Raw genomic sequence first — 19,344 nt, 5'->3', positions numbered from 1 at the left:
TAAAATGTTCGCTTTCGCGGAAATAAAAAATGTATGGGATTATTTAATAAAATATTTAGCGGTTCTAACGAAGAAAAGGAAACTAAATCCTTGCCGTGGATTCAATTAACCACCTTGGAACAATTGCAGGAAATTGAAACAAAATCAAGTACTAAAACACAGGTTATTTTTAAACACTCTACCCGTTGTGGCATCAGTCGTATGGTTTTGAAACAGTTTGAAGCCGATTTTTATCTTACTGAAGACCATCTCGATTTATACTATTTAGATTTGCTTAATTACAGAGATATTTCAAATGAAATCGCTATGAAATTTAAGGTTTTACACGAATCGCCTCAACTTTTAGTTATAAAAAATGGCGAAACGGTAACTTATGAAAGTCATGGTGGTATTAATAGTTTAGACTTGAGCAACTACATTTAATTACTTCTGAAGTCTATGGAATCGGAGTACTTATTTGTTTACGGAACGCTTCTAAAAGATTTTGAAAGTTATATGTCTAAATTTTTAGAACGGAATTCTAATTTTATAGGTTCAGGTACTTTTCAAGGAAATCTATATCAAATATCATGGTATCCGGGTGCTATTTTAAGTCATAATACAAATGATAAGGTTTACGGACATATTTTCAAAATTAAAAATCCTGAAAAAACCTTTCAAGTTTTAGACGATTATGAAGGTATTGGTGATACGGGCGAACATGCTAACGAATACACCCGAACACTCATTGAAGCTTACCTTAACGAAACCGAACGTATTAAAACCTATGTGTACATTTACAATTTGCCCACTGCACATTTAAAGCACATTTCATCTGGTAAGTATGTCTAATTTTGGTAATTCTTTCTTTCATACATTAGAAAACAAACAGGGAATAGCGTTACCCCAAAAATTCACCTTTCCGTTTTATTACGAGCCACATCCTTTAAGTTTATTAGCGGCAGAACAACTGCAACAGTATTTAGTAACGCAAAACGATTTCGAACATAATTTCGGATTAAACCCAAAGCAAAAAGGTTTGATAATAGGGAAGATGTTTGGTGTTATGGTGGTTAAAAACACTAAAAATGAATTAGGTTATTTAGCTGCTTTTTCAGGGAAATTGGCCGATAGTAACCACATAAAAGGGTTTGTTCCCACCGTTTACAACACCTTAAATGAAGCTGGTTTTTATAAAAAAGGAGAGGCCGAATTAAACACCATAAATAATGAAATTGAAATTTTAGAAGAAGCTCAAATATATAAAAAGGCTCAGGAAAATGTTTTAAATAATAAAATCGCTTTTGCGGAAGAACTAGAGCAATTAAAAGAAGAAATTAAAGCTGCAAAACGAGATAGAAATAAACTTCGAGATGATGCAAAAAACACCATGTCTGCTGAAGCTTATATGGTATTTGTTGAAACTTTAAGTCAACAAAGTATTGGTTACCAAATACGTTTGAAGCATTTTAAAATAGAAGGGGAGCAGCGTATTCAAAAAGCCGAAGCACATTTGAATGGCTTAAACCAACCCATTCAAAAGTTAAAAACGAAGCGTGCCAATTTATCGGCATCTTTACAAAAACGGATTCATGAGCAGTATAGGTTTTTAAATTCCGAAGGAAACACCAAAGATTTACTCACTATTTTTAAAGACACCACAGCACTTGTACCTCCAGCGGGATCGGGAGAATGTGCTGCACCCAAATTGTTTCAATATGCTTATGAAAACGATTTGAAACCCATTTGTATGGCAGAATTTTGGTGGGGTGCTTCACCAAAATCCGAAGTTAGGAAACATCAACAGTTTTACCCATCATGCCGAAGCAAATGCGAGCCTATTTTAGGGCACATGATGCAAGGTTTGTTGGTTGATGAAAACCCTATTGAAGCGCAAATTATTTTCAATCAAGCATTGGATATTGTTTATGAAGACGACCATTTGCTTTTGGTAAACAAACCTCATGAATTTTTATCGGTGCCGGGAAAAAACATCAATGAGTCGGTATTAAGTAGAATGAAAGCATACTTGCCCAATGCTACAGGACCTTTGTTGTTACACAGGTTAGATATGTCTACTTCGGGTTTGTTGTTGGTGGCAAAAAGTAATCGGGTTTATAAACATTTACAAAAACAGTTTATAGAACGTAGTATAAAAAAGCGTTATATAGCTTTGTTAGATGGCGTGTTGCCCAACACCGAAGGCAGTATAAATTTACCGTTACGAGTTGATTTAGATAACCGTCCACAGCAATTGGTGTGTTACACCCACGGAAAACCAGCAACTACCAACTACCAAGTTATTACCATAGAAAACGGAAAAACCCGTGTTTATTTTTATCCCATTACGGGGCGTACCCACCAATTACGTGTACATGCTGCCCATAGCGAAGGTTTAAAAACCCCTATTATGGGCGACGATTTATATGGCACCAAAGCCAACAGATTGCATTTACATGCGGAAAGCATTACTTTTATGCATCCTATTACTAAAGAGGTGCTCACGGTTCGTTGTGAAGTTCCTTTTTAGTTGTAGTAGTTTACTATTTTTTGTGTCTTTTTTTTTAAGAAAAAAAATTAAATTTGATTTTATAAAATAAAGATTCATTTGGACTTACAGTTTTTTGAAATTTATAAAACATCAATAAAATTAAAATATGGCAAATTTATTTAAGTGTTTAAATATTATTTCATTAACGTTTTTGTTGTCAAGTTCTTGTTTTTATGGTCAAAATCCAGATTTTAAAAACTTGGATGTTCAGATTTTAAAGGTGGAAGATAGATATTCAATTCCTCAAGGATCTCATGCTATTTTATCTTCACGAGGTTCTTTTAAAATGATCCAATTAGTTATTAAGAATACAGGAAAGCCTCCCATTAATTTAAATTTTAAAAATGTTTTTGCCCTTGATAAACTAGGTAATAGATATCCAATTTATTTTTTAAAACCATTTCCAAAGAAAAAGAAAAAATTGAAAGGAAATAGAAACTTAAAAAAAACTTTATATTTTGATTTTCCACATAATCATGAACCAGTTATGATTTTAATTGAAGATAGGAAGTTTCAATTGTATTTTTAAAAAATAAATTTTGTAAAAAAACCTCTAAATAATTTTAGAGATTTTTCGTTTATTTTATCTCGGACTATAAGAATTTATAATCTTTTTGAGTTGCAGTTTTAAATCTTCACCAGTGTCGTAAATCATTTGTTCTTCACTAGGGAAGGGCACACGTTGGTTATTTAAAAAGGGTATTAAGGTGGTTTCTAAAGCACGTCTATCACCACGTGATGTTGCAAAAATATGTTGAAACACAAATTCACTACTTATTGGGAAGGCATCTACTAATTGTTTGTTTTTAACATCAACATATTCCACATTGCCAGCAACTTGTGCCGATTTAAATTGGGTGCTTTCGTAGTATTCGCATCGTACCGTTATCATTTTGTCAACTTGAATAACTTTTCCTAAGCTATCTTTTACTTTATTGCCTCGGCTATCCAGTAAATCTTTTTTACCATCAACTACTTGTTTTTCTTTTATAATTTGACGCTCCTTAATTTGCTCTGGCGATAAATTAATCTCTCTTAAATTAACACGCATATTGTAATCGTAGGTTAATTTATCTACAGGTGCGTTGTGGTACACGGTCCATAAATTGTTGAGTCCGTAAGTACTGAAGTTTAATAAATCATCTTCCAAACGGTTAGGAATGGTTTTGCGGGTATCGTTAATCATATCAACCAAAACAAAATCGGTACCTTTATTGTGCGCTACTTCTAAAAGGTTGCGTACATCTTTATAGTTTGGGTTGATGTCTTCAATATCTTGAAAAATATCAAAGGCTTGTCTAGCATCTAGTTTATTGCTTGATTTTAAAATTTCTGTGGCATTTTTGTATAAATTTAAAGAAGCATCGTTTTTAAAACTGATAATTTGACTAGAATAATCCTTGATATCAAACTTCACCGTTCTGCCATTAATAGCAAGAGGAAGTATGGGTTTAATAACTTCTTGACGCTTGTTTAAACCCATATACATATCATAAATTTGTAGATAATTTTCTGGGTTGTTGTCTTTTTTCAAGAAATTAATAGTGGTTAAATCGCGCTCGTTGGCTTTATTATAAGCTTCTTGAAGCATTACAATAAAATCCGCTTTTCCTTTTTTGTCTTTATTGGTTCGTAATTTTCCAATAGCATCGTAAATGGCTTGGTCGTAATTACCGGCACTTACCGCTTTTTCAATTTGTTTACTGGTGCTGCACGATAGGATGCAAGCAATTAGTATTGTAGAAAGTAATGTTCTTATCATGGGTTTTACGTTTGGTTTATCTGGGTGCTATTCCAATAAGAGTGCCAAATTAGTAAAACAATAGATAAAACGCTAATAAATCGGGTAAAATGATTTTTAATTATCTTATTTATATGAATTATAATACGAAAAGTGTTTTAAAAAAGAAATCCCGATTGGTATTTCGGGATAACTATTGTGATTTAAATATTATGAGATTGCTTCGTTCCTCGCAATGACGTGAATAAACCTATTTCCGTTTAAAAATCGGTAACAGTTTGGTTGAAACTTCACCAAAACCAATACGTGTTCCATCTTTTTCGCAGAAACCACGCATAATAACGGTGTCGTTATCATTTATAAAGGTGCGTTCACTGCCATCTTTCATTTTAATAGATTTTTCACCTTTCCAAGTAAGTTCTATCATCGAGCCGTACGAATCGGGTGTTGGTCCAGAAATAGTACCAGTGCCCATTAAATCGCCCGAATTTACGGGGCAACCATTTACAGTATGGTGCGCCAATTGTTGTACCATATTCCAATATAAATGTTTGAAATTAGTTTTGCTCACTACCGTTTCTTTAGCACCGCTTGGGCGAATGGCAACTTCCAAATTAATATCGTAACTTTTTTTACCTTTATATTGAAGGTATTCCAATTGTGGTTTAATAGCTTTAGGTCCTTCAACTTTGTAAGGTTCTAAGGCATCTAATGTAACAATCCATGGTGATATAGAGGTTGCAAAGTTTTTAGCTAAAAAGGGACCTAATGGTGCATATTCCCATTTTTGAATATCGCGGGCACTCCAGTCGTTTAACAATACCAATCCAAAAATATATTCTTCAGCTTCTGCTATTGGGATGGGTTCACCTAAATCGTTAGCTACAGTTGTTATAAATGCCATTTCCAATTCAAAATCCACCGATTTACTTGGTCCAAACACAGGGGCGTCAGCACCTTCAGGTAACATTTGCCCTTTTGGTCTATGTACAGGGATTCCAGAGGGGATAATAGAAGAACTTCTACCATGACACCCAATAGGAATATGTAGCCAGTTTGGTAATATGGTATTTTCTGCATCTCGAAACAAGCTTCCAAAATTAGTAGCGTGCTGCATACTAGAATAAAAATCGGTAAAATCGCCAATTTGTACAGGTAATTGCATTTCAATTTCATCCAATCTAAATAGGACAATTTCTTTATGGCTCTTGTTTTCTTTTAAGGTTTTATCGTTGCTATCAAAAATTTGAGCAATACGATTTCTTACGGCACGCCATGTTTTACGGCCATCGGCTATAAAATCATTCAACGTATCTTGAAGAAAAATATCATCGGTTAATGGGATGTCTATAAAATAACCTAATTGGTGTAACGCTCCTAGATCGATAGCGGTATCACCAATTCGCGTACCAATGGTAACAATGTCATCACGCGTTAAAAAGACCCCAAACGGAATATTCTGTATAGGGAAATCTGAATTTTTATCGACGTGTAACCACGATTTTCTATCTGGATTGTTAGCGTATAATGGCATAACTTTAAAGTTTAGTGTTTATTGAATTATATTCAAACCTACACAATTTTTTCATTTTAATGGAATAAAATGCGTAAAAATTAGGTTTCTTTTAACCGTTAATAAAACAGTTAAAAACTTAGTAGTAAATATATGTTTTTTGGTGTATTTAACTAATCTATTTGTTATTTTTGCCGAATATTTAACAAGAAATTAATTTTATGCAACGCGACGAACAAATTTTTGAACTAATTGAAGCTGAAAAAGAACGCCAACTTCATGGTATAGAACTTATTGCATCAGAGAATTTTGTAAGCCAACAAGTTATGGAAGCTGCAGGCTCTGTGTTAACCAATAAATATGCTGAAGGCTACCCAGGAAAACGCTACTATGGCGGGTGTGAAGTGGTTGATGAAGTAGAACAAATAGCTATTGATAGAGCAAAAGCTTTGTTTGGTGCAGCGTATGTAAACGTACAACCCCATTCTGGAAGTCAAGCAAATACAGCGGTTTATCACGCATGTTTAAACCCAGGTGATAAAATTTTAGGATTCGATTTATCGCATGGAGGTCACCTTACTCACGGTTCTCCAGTAAATTTTTCTGGTAAATTATACAACCCTGTATTTTACGGTGTAGAGCAGGAAACAGGCGTTTTAAACTATGATAAAATTCAAGAAATTGCGACTAAAGAGCAACCAAAATTAATCATTGCTGGTGCCTCTGCATATTCTCGCGATATTGATTTTAAGCGTTTTAGAGTAATTGCAGATAGCGTTGGAGCTATTTTAATGGCAGATATTTCACATCCAGCAGGTTTAATTGCTAAAGGTATTTTAAACGACCCACTACCGCATTGCCACGTTGTAACCACGACAACTCACAAAACGTTGAGAGGTCCAAGAGGTGGTATGATTATGATGGGACAGGATTTTGATAATCCATTCGGCATCACTTTAAAAGACGGTAGTTTACGTAAAATGTCATCTTTATTAGATTCTGCGGTATTCCCAGGAAACCAAGGTGGCCCTTTAGAACATATTATTGCAGCTAAAGCGATTGCTTTTGGAGAAGCATTAACTGATGATTTTTTACATTATCAACTACAAGTAAAATCGAACGCTGCAACTATGGCAAAAGCATTGGTGGAGAAAGAATATAATATTATTTCTAATGGCACCGATAATCACTGTATGCTAATTGATTTACGTAACAAAGATATTTCTGGAAAAGATGCCGAAAACGCCTTGGTAAAAGCAGATATTACTGTAAACAAAAACATGGTACCTTTCGATACACGTTCGCCGTTTGTAACATCGGGTATTCGTGTGGGTACTGCTGCTGTTACAACCAGAGGTTTAAAGGATGCTGATATGATTGCTATTGTTGAATTGATTGATGAAGTGATTATGAATCATGAAAATGAAGAAGTTTTAGCCTCAGTAAAAGACAGAGTAAATGCAATGATGGCGGGACGTCCATTGTTTGTGTAGTTAATATCATTGCGAGGCGTTTTTCACGACGAAGCAATCTCTCCTTAATGGAAATAAAAAAAATCCTGCTACATGCAGGATTTTTTATTTTTGGATATTTTCTTATTTATGGTTTTATAAAAAACTAAATGCACCTACTTTCATTCTTGTACTTGCATATAGCCAGGTGTACCGTGCAAACACTTAATAATTTGATTATCTCCTGGTGCTCCTGCATGGTAGTGGTAACCTCTTTCATTATCAAAATGGCCGCCACAATCATCTAAATCAACAGGTTTTTGTCCCATTTTATCCAATAAGGCATAAATACCAAAACCATCAATAGCATAACCAATCATGGGAGCGTGTTCATCCATTTGTTCAATTTCTTTGGTCGATCCTGTAACGGCGTGGTAATGGTAACCACCATGCGGATTCACATGTCCGCCATGGTCATCTAAAGGTGCAATAGTATGGGCAGCTAATATAGCATGCGTTGGTGCTGGTGGATCAAATTTAACACCGTTAAAAGCAAGACCAATACCACCTCTTCCAAAACGTTGGGAAAAATTTTGATAGGTAGGTGTAACAGGTATTACAAAAGTGGTTACTTGGTTTTTAAAGTATTCAGGTAAACACTCCACGCAATAGTTTTGGTAAGCTTCGTCTACATCTGGTTTTGCAGCACTCAAACAACCTTCTTCTGTATCGGTAACCTTTATAGAACCGTCTTCTCTATATAATTTCCACTTATCATCGTTGTAGAATTCATCCAGTTCAGCAATAAAATGGCCAGAGACATCATACACTTTTCCATCATCAAACCAAATTCCCGCTTTTTCTTTACCGTCTTCTATATGTCTAGGACACCATGGGCCCATTTGATGTTCGGTTGCTCGAGAGTTTGTTTTTATAATGTAACAAAGGGTTTCGGTACCTTTTAAATCTACTTTTTCTTGAGTAATCTCTCCAATAATATTTTCCGCAATAAAGTGATTTTTGTTTACAGGAATCGCTTGTATTTTATCAGTTTCTGATGTTTTGGTGGTAGTTTTTTGATTGGATTTACAAGCAAAAAGGACAACAAGTAATGTGAATAGGAGCGAAGTTTTTCTCATTTTTAAATTATTTAGATTTAGCATTTAGACTACTTTTAAAGTGTTTTCTTGTGTTTTAAAACATATTAATTTACAAAAAAATAAATTGATGAGCATCCAAATCAGACGAGGTTTGATAAAATATGATTTTAAAATCGAGCAGTAAGTAGATTTTATTTCTGGGCATTACCAAAAGGGTCGCGATTTCAGCTATTATTTTTCGTGCCTTAAAAAAAGGATACCGCTTCAAATGCGCAACATTCACTATTTCATTCATTTAAAATAGAATGCATGAGAATCCCTGACGCAAAAATGAGATGGTAATAATTAAAATGAGCAGAAACCCAAATTTCTATGCTTTATTTGTTTGAAGTGTTTTGTAAACTTGCTCAAAAATTTTAGGTCTATCAGCAAGAACTATGAGCGTGTCTTGTGATTTTATTTTTGTTAAACCATTTGGAATTATATAGCTGTCATCTCTTTTAATCATGGCTATTATCGCATTTTTTGGAAAACCTAATTCCACAATTTTTTTGTCTACTGCAAAGCAGTCAGGAGTAATTAAAAGCTCTTTCATTTCAGCCTTGGGGTTTTCAGCCAATAGCATATCGGTTGTATTGAATTTCTTTTGTGTTTCTGGCAATCCTACTTTCAACCATTTTGCAACAACGGAAAGGGTAGTTCCTTGAATTAATATGGATGTCACCGAAATAAAAAATACAATGTTAAAAATCATATGGGCTTTGTCAATTCCCGCCAAAAGCGGATACGTGGCAAACACAATAGGAACAGCACCACGCAACCCCACCCAAGAAATGTAAAACCTTCTTTTTAGCTTCATTTTAAAAAATATAAGGCTTATAAATACACCAATAGGTCGCGCAACAAGTATCAAGAACACAGAAATAAGCAGTCCTATACCCATATATGGAATAATTTGAGAAGGAAAAACAAGCAGACCTAAAGTAAGGAATAGAACAATTTGCATAAGCCACGCTAAACCATCAAACATTTTTAAAATGGTTTTTTTATGTATGAGGTCTTGGTTGCCTAAATAAACCGCACAAATGTAGATGGCAAGAAATCCGTTGCCTCCTAGAAAATCGGTGGCAGAAAATGTAATGAACATTAGGGCAATCACTAAAACGGGGTAGAGACCTTCAAAGTCAAGTTTTATTTTGTTGATGATATATTTGCTAGACATTCCAAAGGAAATTCCTAGTACGCCTCCTAAAATCATTTGCTGTAAAAACAATGGTATAATGGATAAAAAACTTTGGTCTTGATTAATTACTAGAGTCAAAAATGCAATAGTAAGTACATAGGCCATGGGGTCGTTACTTCCGCTTTCTAATTCTAAAGTGGGTCTTAAATTAGTTTTTAATGCCAGACTTTTTGAACGTAGAATTGAAAATACAGCAGCCGCATCTGTTGAAGATACAATGGAGCCTAATAGCAAACTCTCATAAATGGTAAAGTCTGTAACAAACCATACAAAAGTACCAAGTGAAACTGCTGTTATTAATACACCTAATGTTGATAATACAATGCCTTCTTTAAGAATAGGTTTAACAGCGGTCCAGTTGGTATCCAATCCGCCAGAAAACAATATAAAGTTTAGAGAAACGATGCCGATAAATTGAGCAAATTGAGGGTCATCAAAGCGGATTCCTCCAATTCCATCAGAACCTGCCAACATTCCAATTCCCAAAAAGAGCAATAAAGTGGGAACCCCAAACTTATAAGAAGTCTTACCAGCAAAAATACTTATAAGTAATAATAAAGAGCCAACTAATAGTATGTTTTCAATCGTTAAATTCATTCTTTTTCATTTTATGTCTCACGTTACAAATGTAATGTTATTCATCTAAAAATTTCTGCTAAAAAGGCTGAAAACGCCTTAGTTAAAATAGGTATTACTATAAAAAAAATATGATGCCTTTGATACACTTTTACTGTTTGTAAGATCAAGTATTCATGTTGGTACTGTTGCCGTTTATAATTAGAGGTTTAAAGATTCAGATATTTTTGTGTAATTTATACCATAAGATCTTACAGGTTTTAAAAAACTTATTAGGTCTCGTTAAAATTTAAAATCCTGCTACATGCAGGATTTTTTGTTTTTGGGCGTTACCTTTATCCTGAAACAAGTTCAGGAACCAGGTCGGGCTTTACGTTACAAGTCCTCGCACCTCCTACGTCGGGCTGTGGGCTTTCCACTGCAATCCCTAACGCGCTTACTCATGCACATCACTCAGAACAAATAAAATATGTAATATAAAAAAAAACCAACCACAAGTTAAATAAACATTGCGGTTGGTTTTAGTAATTGTAAAAAGTAAGTTGGTATTTCTAAACTTTAACCACTTTTTTTTCTGCAAGTTCTCTTGTAAGCCATCCACTACGGTTTGCTGTAGCAATAGCGTAAGGAGTGATCCAAAACAAGCCAAAAGTGTATAAAATACTGTATGAATAGGCCCAAAAAGCTTCAAACGATTTGTATCTATGTGCAAAGAATATTACTGGAAACGTAGCAAGAACCAAAATAGTTACCAATGTAGAACCCACGAATAATAAAGGATGTATAAGTACAAAATATAACATGAAAAATAAAAACGGAAAACTCATTAGGATTTTTGAAAATTGACTAATAAACAATAAGCGAGTCCCGAATTTAGAGTCCGTTCTAAAATTAGTAAACACATATTTTGACATTTCTAAATTTTCGCGCACATTACTGCGTCCCCATCTAATAAACATTTTATATAAACCTGTGTATTCTTCAGGAACGTTAGTATATGCCACAGCATTTTTTTGAAACAACACGTGTTTACCTTGTTTTAAAATCATGTTGGTCATAGCACGATCTTCACCAATATCCGATGGAACACCCATAAAGGTTTGGTTAATCCATTGTGGCAGACATTTGTGAACAGCAGTACTGCGGTAAGCCGCCAAAGCACCTGGTGTGCAAAGTACAGAATTTAAATTGCTTTCGGCAGATCTTACAAACTCAAAACTTAAAACAAAACTAACATCTAACATTTTAGGTAGTGTTGCTTTTTTGTTATTTAATACCCGGATGTTTCCTGCTACAGCACCACATTGTTCGTTATGTACAAACGGACTTACCAAAAGTTTTAGGGTGTTGGTATTCACAATGGAATCGCTATCTACAGTAACAAAAATTTCGCCTGATCCAATGTTAAAACCACGGTAAAGTGCGTGCCTTTTTCCTTTGTTTTTTGGTTGTTTGTAAATTTCTAATCGGTCTCCTAACATTTCTTTGGCATTTTGTATCCATGTCCATGTATCATCTTTACTACCATCATCAATGGCAATTAATTGTAATTTCTCTAATGGGTAATCACTTTCAGCTAAACTCATTAAGGTGTCCCAAACTTGTTTGCCTTCATTATATGCAGGTACAATAACAGTGCATGTTGGTAATTCCTCATCAGGTACAGAGGCTACAGGTTTATATTTAAAAAAATTATATAGCATGTATATAAAAAGTAAAATTTTATAAGCCATAAAACTGAAGGCGATTACAGCAAAAGCATAACCTAATGAAGTACTAACTTTATTGGCATTAAATTGCTCAAAATCGTTATGAAATACCGAGAAAAGTGAAAGCCCGAGTCCCATAAATAGAAATGTACTTAGGGAAACAAAATTGTTTTCGGAATTTTCAGGAGTTAATTGGTAACGGAAAAAAACTTTAGTAGAATGGATTGATTTTTTAATTATAAAATTGATTTTACGAAGGTAAAATGAGATGTCCATAAATCTTTAAATGTTTATTTGATTTTTACATAAGATTTACGCAGGAAAATATGATTTAGATTTTTTGTTACTGTTAATTATAACTTAACAATTGGGTGGCTTTGAAAAATATTTTCGTATAAGAGTAAGATAATCTGTGGTTTATCTTAGCCTAAGTGATGTATAATGAAGAGTGTTTAAGTAAATAAATACTATTCGTTAATAATAATACCCTTTTCAATTTCTGCTTTATTGGGTTTTTCAAACCAACCCTCCATAAAATCAAAATTTTCTTTTGTTACTTCAAATGCAAAGGTGTCTCCTTTTTCAATGTTACGTTTCATAACCCTCTCTAAACGTGTTTGTTTCGGAATATCTAAAAAATGAATTTTTATTTCGTAACCTTTAGACTTGGCAAACACCCTGAATTTTTCCCTATGTTCAAACTTCGATAAGCCTAAATCTAAAATAGAATCGGTTTTAGCATTTTCTAATTGGCTAACTAAATCCAATATCATTTTTTCGGCTCTTTCAATGCGTTCTAAAAACCATTCTAACCCATCGTTCGGTTTTTTGTCTTCAAGAAATAATGTTTTGTTCCATGTATCTATTGAAAATATAATACCCTTCGTTTTTTCCTTTAACGTTTTAGAATAGGTTGTTTTTCCTGAACCAGTATTTCCAACTATTAAGTGTATCACGTTCCTTAAAACAAGTATTATTATTATATGTTTTTATGCCTTAAATAAAACTAATCTTCCCCTGGAAAAATAATATGCTGATAAGCTCCTAAATCTGGAGTGGTAATTCTACTCACATTCAAAATATCAAATGGTACTTGAGTTGCAAATGTTGAAAGCCCTTTGTTTATGGCAGCCGAATCTTCACCAATAATTAGTTTATTTAAAGAGGTATTTAAAAAATTCGGGTCTTGATTGAAAATATTGCCTTCGTAGTGGTTAGCATCAGTAAAATCGTAATTAGCAACCGTATAGTTGTTGTTTCTATTATCAAAACGAATTAAGCAGTTGGTAAACTTAAAGTTAAAAACAACCGAAGCATCTTCAATTTCATCTAAAATAATTTCAGGATTATCGTTTCCGTAAATAATGCAATTGTTGAAGTTGGCTTGGGTTAAATCGGTTACTGTCGCCGTATTATCTTCGTCTATAATAAAGTTATTCAATAATACAGATGGTAATTGGCGTGAGCCATTCCAATAATTGGCAATAGTACAATGTGTAAAATTATATGTGCCGCCAAAAGTACCCGCGAATGAGGATTGTCCAGAATTATTAATCACCACATTTTCACCTGTAATGGAGGTGTTTCTACCCAAAATACCAAAACTACTGGAGTTGTATATTTGAGAATTGGTAATTTTAAGTTTTTCAGTAGTCACATCTGGGTCGCCATCGCACAGGATACCTATCGAGGCATTTTTTATGGTAGCATAATTTATAACATTATTTACACTGCCTTCAAACAACCAAATAACTCCCCATTGACCAGAAACATCTGAAAAATCAGGTTCTAAACGGTCACTTTCAAAAATAACTTCGTTTTCTAAAGTTTCAGGGTTTGAACTTAAACTGCCATTAACTTGTAAAGAGGCACCTTCGCTTACTATTAACCCAGAATTTTCATGAAAATGGATGCGTGCACCAGCATCAATAGTTAATGTTTCTCCGCTTGGTACGGCAGCAAACCCGTAAATAACATAAGGTTTTTTGTTTGTAAATGTGAGTTCGTAAGGTAATAATTCACGTCCTTGAAGGTCAGTTTCTATCTGGTCTCCATTAATGTCAAGCTTCAATGTTTCAATTATTTTAGTGGTGTTATCTCTTTCAGGATAAATAAAAACAGCATCTTGTACCAAAGTTACAAGTTCTACTTTTTGAAGATTATCACCCGCATCAAACTCAATTTGATCGGTGTATAAGAACTGGTCATCTAAATTGGAAAAATTTTTAATATCTATAGTGGTTTCAACAAAAATAAACAGACTGTCTTTTGCTAAAATTTGAATATTTTCAAACTGTTTCCCTGCCAAACCATCAACATTTAAACGGTAGTTGGAGGCACTTCCTAAGGCAAGTTTTATAGAAGGAATTATGATATCATTATTACTTCTGTTATATACTTTTAAATTGTATGTACTGGAGCCAATATTGGTAAAAACGGTATCTAAATAAACCGTGTCTTTTGAGAATTGCAGATTTCCTGTGTTTGGAGAAAAGTCGAAATCTTTTCTGCAAGAACTCCAAAGCATTAAAAAACCAATTACGAAAATGAGGTATATAGTACGTTGCATGAAACGTTAATTATTTTGAATCAATAGATTTCAAAAATATAACTTTTGTTTTGATAGTATTGTATGTTGCTTGGTTATTTAGTTAAAATAAATCGATTATTTCGGGTGTAATACGTGCAGGACGATTTGTTTGGCTATTTATTAAACACCAAGTGGTTTCAGATTTTGCCAGTAATTTATCGGCACCATTATATATTTCAACAATACGTGTTGATGTGGCACCTTTATAATTTATGATGTAGGTTTTAAGCTTTATAACATCGTTTAAAAATGCCGAACTTTTATATTCTATGTAGTGCGAAAGCATCACCCAATGATAATCATTTATAATTTTTGAAGACGCTTTTTCTAGCCAATGGGCTTTTGCGATATCTTGTACCCATTCTACATATCTTATATTGTTTACATGGTTAAGTTCGTCTAAATCATTCTTATTTACTATAAGTTTTGTTTCAAAAGTGGCCATGTGTTCTGTTTTTGTAATTAGATAAAAGGAAAGATAAAAATTTGTATCTAATTAAGTCTGAAAATTTCTTTAAAGTTTGAATTATATAAAAGGTCGTTGAAATGATATAACAGTTCAAAATAATCTGTCAAGTATCTTTGTGTCATCAAATAACCTTAAAACCAACATATTATGAAAAAATCATTCATTATACTATTATTCATGACATCATTAATAGCATTTCCAAACACTATGATGGCTGCCGAAAAAGCACCAATTAACACGACAGCTCCAGCACCAGCTGAAATTCCTGCTGAAGTTCGAGTGATGATAAATCGATTGGAAGAGATAAAAGCCATGGATAAATCGACTTTAAATTCTTCGGAAAAAAAGGCACTTCGTAAAGAGGTTAGGAAAATTAAGAAAGATGTAAGAGCATCGGGAAATGGGCTTTATATTTCATCGGGTGCAATCATTATCATTTTACTTTTGATTATTATACTATAAGGTAAACAGATGCTTAACTATATCAATTTTTATTGAAGTTTTAAATAAAAAAATGCTGTACAATTTAATGTTACAGCATTTTTTGTGATTTAAATCAATTTCACATTCCAATTAAGTTGATGGCTTTCATTGGGTTTTAAAATTTGTAAACCTATCTTGTTATTAAAACTATCAGAAACACCTGTGGTTGGTTCTATCGCAATAACATTTGCTTTTGGAGGCGTATAAATTTGTAAAAAGTTTTCTTCGGAAGAAGCACTAATCAAAAGCTTATAATGCGGTGTGTTAAATTGTGTTTGGTTGGTGTTTAGAATGAAACAATCATCTAGTTTTTTGTCTTTAACTTCAAAAATGGCTTCATTATTAATATCGGAAACACCAGTAGTTATGCAACGTTCATCAAAAATAAGTTGCTTGTTACTATCAAAATTTAGCGTGCTGTTATACAAATCGCTACTACTAAAATAAGGATGCCACCCTAGTGTGAAAGGAAATGCTTTGGCATCGGTATTTTTAACGCTTACATGAATATCAACTGAATTTTTCTTTATTATATATTCAAGTTGCATACTGAAAGTGTATGGAAAACCAATAGATTCTTTATCTTGAACATATTCAAATGTAATAGAAGCAAAATCGTTGGTCTCTTTTTGGTTAATAATCTTGAAGGTCTTGTTATAAACCAAACCATGTAAGGCGTTGTTATTGCCAGCTTCATTAATTTCAAACTTAAACTCATTACCATCATACGTATAAGCTCCATCTTTAATTCTATTGGCAAACGGAAACAAAATTGAAGACGCATAGGTATTGTTGTAAGTTAAAGGATGTAAATCTTCAATAATCGTTTTTCCTTCAAGCTTTAATTCCTGTAAGCTAGCACCTTCATTAACGTGAATTTTGGCATAACACGTTTTTTCTGGGTTTTCTATTTCAATACACTCTAAAATATTAGAGCTATTTAAAGTCTGTTTTATAGTATACAATGTTTTAGTTTTTTTTTGATTAATAAACTTCACAAATATACTAAGAGCAAGTTAAAATGTCTTCATATTATTAATGTTTGTATTCTTTAATTAATGAGCTGAAAATTTTTGAAAAAAACAGTACAAAACAGGGTAGTATTTATAATTGAGATGCTTAAATTTGTTACTGACTTAAAAAATTTTAAGTCAGATTTTTTAATATACATAAAAATGAAAGTAGGTTTATTTATACCTTGTTACATAAATCAATTGTACCCACAAGTAGGCATTGCCACTTTAGAACTTTTAGAAAAATTAGGGGTTGAAGTTATTTATCCAACAGGGCAAACATGTTGCGGCCAACCTTTAGGGAACTCGGGTTACGAGGATGATTCCAAAGGAATTTGTCAATTATTTGTTGAAAATTTTAAGGAATTCGATTATATCGTGGGGCCTTCTGGTAGTTGTGTATATCATGTAAAAAAACATTTTGACATTTTAGAACAAACGGAAGACGTAAAACGCGTTAGAAAAAACACCTATGAGTTATGCCAATTTATACACGATGTATTGGGTAAAACCGATTTAGGAGCCTCCTTTCCACATAAAGTAGGGTTACATAAAAGTTGTCACGGACTTAGAGGCTTACGTTTAGGGTCTTGTTCCGAGCGCATGGACCCCCATTATTCAACCGAAGAAGATTTACTTAAAAACGTGAAAGGCTTACAACTTCAAACGTTGAATCGAGTAGATGAATGTTGTGGTTTTGGAGGTACTTTTTCAGTATTTGAAGAAGCTATTTCAACAAAAATGGGAAAAGATAGAATTCAAGATCATATAGACAGCGATGTAGAAGTGATTACAGGTGCAGATCATTCTTGTTTAATGCACATGGAAGGCTTAATTAATAGAAATAAACAACCTTTAAAAGTGATGCACATAGCAGAAATTTTAAATAGCAGTATCTAAATTATGGCACACGCAGACGAAGCAGCAATTTTTAACAAAGACGAAGCAAAAGTAGATTGGCACGACAAAGCTTTGTGGTTTGTTAGGCAAAAAAGAGATAAATCGGCGCACAACGTACAAGGTTGGGAAGAACTTAGGAATTTAGCATCGGCCTTAAAGGCAAATGTACTTTCTAATTTAGACACCTATCTTTTACAGTTTGAAGAAAACGCTAAAAAAAATGGCGTTACTGTACATTGGGCAGCAAATGCCGAAGAACATAATAAAATTGTTCACAGTATTTTAGTGAAACATGGCGTAAAAAGAATGGTTAAAAGTAAGTCGATGTTGACTGAAGAATGCCATTTAAATCCATACTTAGAAGCCAATAATATTGAAGTTATTGACACCGATTTAGGTGAACGCATCGTGCAATTGGCTAAAGAGCCACCTAGCCATATTGTGTTACCAGCTATTCATAAAAAGAAGGAAGAAGTTGATGTATTGTTTCAAGAACATTTAGGCACAAAACCTTGCGATGGCGATCCACAATATTTAACAGGAGAAGCTAGAAAGCACCTACGTGATAAATTTTTAAAAGCAGAAGCCGCTATAACAGGCGTTAATTTCGCCATTGCCGATACGGGTGGTTTTGTGGTTTGTACCAATGAAGGAAATGCCGATATGGGCGTACATCTTGCGAAAGTACACATTGCGTGTATGGGGATGGAAAAATTAATTCCGCAAGAAAAACATTTAGGCGTTTTTCTACGTTTGTTAGGTAGAAGTGCTACAGGACAACCTATTACAACATACTCATCGCATTTTAATAAACCTGCTCCAGGTAAAGAAATGCACATTGTTATAGTTGATAATGGCAGAACTGAGCAATTAAGTCGTGAAGATTTTAGAGCATCCTTACATTGCATCCGTTGTGGAGCCTGTATGAATACTTGCCCAATTTACAGACGTAGCGGTGGGCACAGTTACAAATCAACCATTCCAGGGCCTATCGGATCTATTTTATCACCAGGTCTCGATTTGAAAAAACACAGTTCGTTACCTTTTGCATCCACGCTTTGTGGTTCATGTAGCGATGTGTGTCCTGTAAAAATTAATATTCATGAACAGTTGTATAAATGGCGCCAAATAATAGTAAAAGAGGTGCCGCAACCTGGTGTTAAAAAAAATATTTTAAAAATAGCAGGTCGTGTGTTAGCAAATTCTGCAATGTATCATGTTGCTGGGAAATCAGCACGTTTTATGTTGAAATATGCCCCACGATTCGTCATTTATTCCAAATTAAATGCTTGGGGTAAAGCCAGAGATTTGCCAGAAGTTAAAAATGGAAATTTTGATGATTGGTATAAAAACAGAAAAAAGAATGAGTAGAGAATCTATATTAAAAGCCGTTAAAAAAAACAAACCAGAATCGTTACCCTTACCGGAAATTGATTTGGGGATTTTTGAAGAAAACATTAATTTGGTTGAAACCTTTATTGGTAACTTGAATTTTGTTGGAGGTAGAGCCATACAGTTAAATAATATTACTGAAATGGATGCCGAAATAAAAAAACTGTATCCTAATGCTTCAAAAATAGTGTCTTGTGTTAAAGAATCTGCTTTAGGTACTATTTCTATTGATAAAGAAACCGACCCACACAGTTTAGAAGATATTGATTTAGCTATCATTAAAGGTGAATTGGCTGTTGCCGAAAATGGTGCTATTTGGGTTACCGATCAAGATTTTACCATTCGTGCTTTGCCATTTATTACAAACGATTTGGTTTTAGTTGTTTCAACAAACGATATGTATTTACACATGCACCATGTTTATGAAGCTATTGCAAAACGCGATAGAACGTTTGGTGTTTTCATTTCAGGACCTTCAAAAACCGCCGATATCGAACAATGTTTGGTTGTTGGTGCACACGGCGCTATGAGTTTAACAGTTTTTATTGTTTAGTTTACAATCACTTTAGGCATTAAAGTTATAGAGTCGAAAGTTTATTTTAGTTAAAAGCTAATAAAGAGTTCAGATAAAAAT

At 33.6% G+C, this 19,344-nt stretch carries 18 protein-coding genes; 9 read left to right on the top strand and 9 right to left on the bottom strand.

Annotation, left to right across the window (positions count from 1 at the left end; translation table 11 throughout):
• Nucleotides 1–33 precede the first annotated feature (33 nt).
• The 4 genes from ytxJ to EV196_RS04670 all read left to right on the top strand — a co-directional run bounded on the left by ytxJ (nucleotide 34) and on the right by EV196_RS04670 (nucleotide 3,059).
• On the top strand, nucleotides 34–423 hold the full coding sequence (gene ytxJ / locus EV196_RS04685; RefSeq protein ID WP_132215443.1) for a bacillithiol system redox-active protein YtxJ: 390 nt from the start codon (nucleotides 34–36) through the stop codon (nucleotides 421–423).
• 15 nt (nucleotides 424–438) lie between these two features.
• Nucleotides 439–831 carry a gamma-glutamylcyclotransferase family protein gene (locus EV196_RS04680; RefSeq protein WP_132215441.1) on the top strand — a complete coding sequence of 131 codons (393 nt, stop codon included), beginning with the start codon at nucleotides 439–441 and terminating at the stop codon, nucleotides 829–831.
• On the top strand, nucleotides 824–2,509 hold the full coding sequence (locus EV196_RS04675; protein ID WP_132215439.1) for an RluA family pseudouridine synthase: 1,686 nt from the start codon (nucleotides 824–826) through the stop codon (nucleotides 2,507–2,509). The genes EV196_RS04680 and EV196_RS04675 overlap by 8 nt, the downstream gene beginning before the upstream one ends.
• A gap of 127 nt (nucleotides 2,510–2,636) precedes the next feature.
• A complete protein-coding gene (locus EV196_RS04670) occupies nucleotides 2,637–3,059 on the top strand; it encodes a hypothetical protein (RefSeq protein ID WP_132215437.1) in 423 nt (140 codons plus the stop codon).
• Between the two features lie 54 nt (nucleotides 3,060–3,113).
• Here the strand turns inward: EV196_RS04670 and EV196_RS04665 are convergent, their stop codons facing one another.
• Entirely contained in the window at nucleotides 3,114–4,292 is a 1,179-nt protein-coding gene (locus tag EV196_RS04665) for a hypothetical protein (protein WP_132215435.1), read from the bottom strand.
• Nucleotides 4,293–4,521: 229 nt separating this feature from the next.
• Nucleotides 4,522–5,805 (bottom strand): fumarylacetoacetase, encoded by a 1,284-nt coding sequence (gene fahA / locus EV196_RS04660; RefSeq protein ID WP_132215433.1) that lies wholly within the window; start codon nucleotides 5,803–5,805, stop codon nucleotides 4,522–4,524.
• Nucleotides 5,806–6,005: 200 nt separating this feature from the next.
• On the opposite strand from fahA, the gene glyA reads away from it, so the two are divergent.
• Complete coding sequence (gene glyA, locus EV196_RS04655; protein ID WP_132215431.1) at nucleotides 6,006–7,277, top strand: serine hydroxymethyltransferase; 1,272 nt, start codon at nucleotides 6,006–6,008, stop codon at nucleotides 7,275–7,277.
• 140 nt (nucleotides 7,278–7,417) lie between these two features.
• On the opposite strand, the gene EV196_RS04650 is transcribed toward glyA, so the two are convergent.
• The 6 genes from EV196_RS04650 to EV196_RS04625 all read right to left on the bottom strand — a co-directional run bounded on the left by EV196_RS04650 (nucleotide 7,418) and on the right by EV196_RS04625 (nucleotide 14,898).
• Entirely contained in the window at nucleotides 7,418–8,374 is a 957-nt protein-coding gene (locus tag EV196_RS04650) for a YHYH protein (RefSeq protein ID WP_132215429.1), read from the bottom strand.
• A gap of 331 nt (nucleotides 8,375–8,705) precedes the next feature.
• Complete coding sequence (locus EV196_RS04645; protein WP_132215427.1) at nucleotides 8,706–10,175, bottom strand: potassium/proton antiporter; 1,470 nt, start codon at nucleotides 10,173–10,175, stop codon at nucleotides 8,706–8,708.
• A gap of 530 nt (nucleotides 10,176–10,705) precedes the next feature.
• Nucleotides 10,706–12,139: a glycosyltransferase gene (locus tag EV196_RS04640; RefSeq protein WP_132215425.1), complete on the bottom strand. Its 1,434-nt coding sequence runs from the start codon at nucleotides 12,137–12,139 to the stop codon at nucleotides 10,706–10,708.
• Nucleotides 12,140–12,330: 191 nt separating this feature from the next.
• The gene (locus EV196_RS04635; protein WP_132215423.1) at nucleotides 12,331–12,819 is read right to left on the bottom strand and encodes an AAA family ATPase; all 489 of its coding nucleotides are present in this window, start codon (nucleotides 12,817–12,819) and stop codon (nucleotides 12,331–12,333) included.
• Nucleotides 12,820–12,869: 50 nt separating this feature from the next.
• Nucleotides 12,870–14,432 (bottom strand): right-handed parallel beta-helix repeat-containing protein, encoded by a 1,563-nt coding sequence (locus EV196_RS04630; protein ID WP_132215421.1) that lies wholly within the window; start codon nucleotides 14,430–14,432, stop codon nucleotides 12,870–12,872.
• Nucleotides 14,433–14,514: 82 nt separating this feature from the next.
• On the bottom strand, nucleotides 14,515–14,898 hold the full coding sequence (locus EV196_RS04625) for an acyl-CoA thioesterase (protein ID WP_132215419.1): 384 nt from the start codon (nucleotides 14,896–14,898) through the stop codon (nucleotides 14,515–14,517).
• 171 nt (nucleotides 14,899–15,069) lie between these two features.
• Between EV196_RS04625 and EV196_RS04620 the strand changes: the two genes are divergently transcribed.
• Complete coding sequence (locus tag EV196_RS04620) at nucleotides 15,070–15,384, top strand: hypothetical protein (RefSeq protein ID WP_132215417.1); 315 nt, start codon at nucleotides 15,070–15,072, stop codon at nucleotides 15,382–15,384.
• Nucleotides 15,385–15,473: 89 nt separating this feature from the next.
• On the opposite strand, the gene EV196_RS04615 is transcribed toward EV196_RS04620, so the two are convergent.
• A complete protein-coding gene (locus EV196_RS04615; protein WP_165876103.1) occupies nucleotides 15,474–16,370 on the bottom strand; it encodes an aldose 1-epimerase in 897 nt (298 codons plus the stop codon).
• Between the two features lie 210 nt (nucleotides 16,371–16,580).
• On the opposite strand from EV196_RS04615, the gene EV196_RS04610 reads away from it, so the two are divergent.
• Genes EV196_RS04610 through EV196_RS04600 form a run of 3 tightly spaced genes read left to right on the top strand, consistent with a single transcriptional unit; the run spans nucleotide 16,581 to nucleotide 19,263 of the window.
• The gene (locus EV196_RS04610) at nucleotides 16,581–17,318 is read left to right on the top strand and encodes a (Fe-S)-binding protein (RefSeq protein ID WP_132215413.1); all 738 of its coding nucleotides are present in this window, start codon (nucleotides 16,581–16,583) and stop codon (nucleotides 17,316–17,318) included.
• Nucleotides 17,319–17,321: 3 nt separating this feature from the next.
• On the top strand, nucleotides 17,322–18,689 hold the full coding sequence (locus tag EV196_RS04605) for a lactate utilization protein B (RefSeq protein WP_132215411.1): 1,368 nt from the start codon (nucleotides 17,322–17,324) through the stop codon (nucleotides 18,687–18,689).
• Complete coding sequence (locus EV196_RS04600; RefSeq protein WP_165876102.1) at nucleotides 18,682–19,263, top strand: LutC/YkgG family protein; 582 nt, start codon at nucleotides 18,682–18,684, stop codon at nucleotides 19,261–19,263. Before EV196_RS04605 ends, EV196_RS04600 begins: the two co-directional genes overlap by 8 nt.
• Nucleotides 19,264–19,344: the final 81 nt, after the last annotated feature.

The sequence above is a fragment of the Mariniflexile fucanivorans genome (assembly GCF_004341235.1).
In the GTDB taxonomy this organism is placed as follows: domain Bacteria; phylum Bacteroidota; class Bacteroidia; order Flavobacteriales; family Flavobacteriaceae; genus Mariniflexile; species Mariniflexile fucanivorans.
Note: the sequence above shows the minus strand (reverse complement) of the source record. Positions and strands in the feature narration are given on the sequence as shown.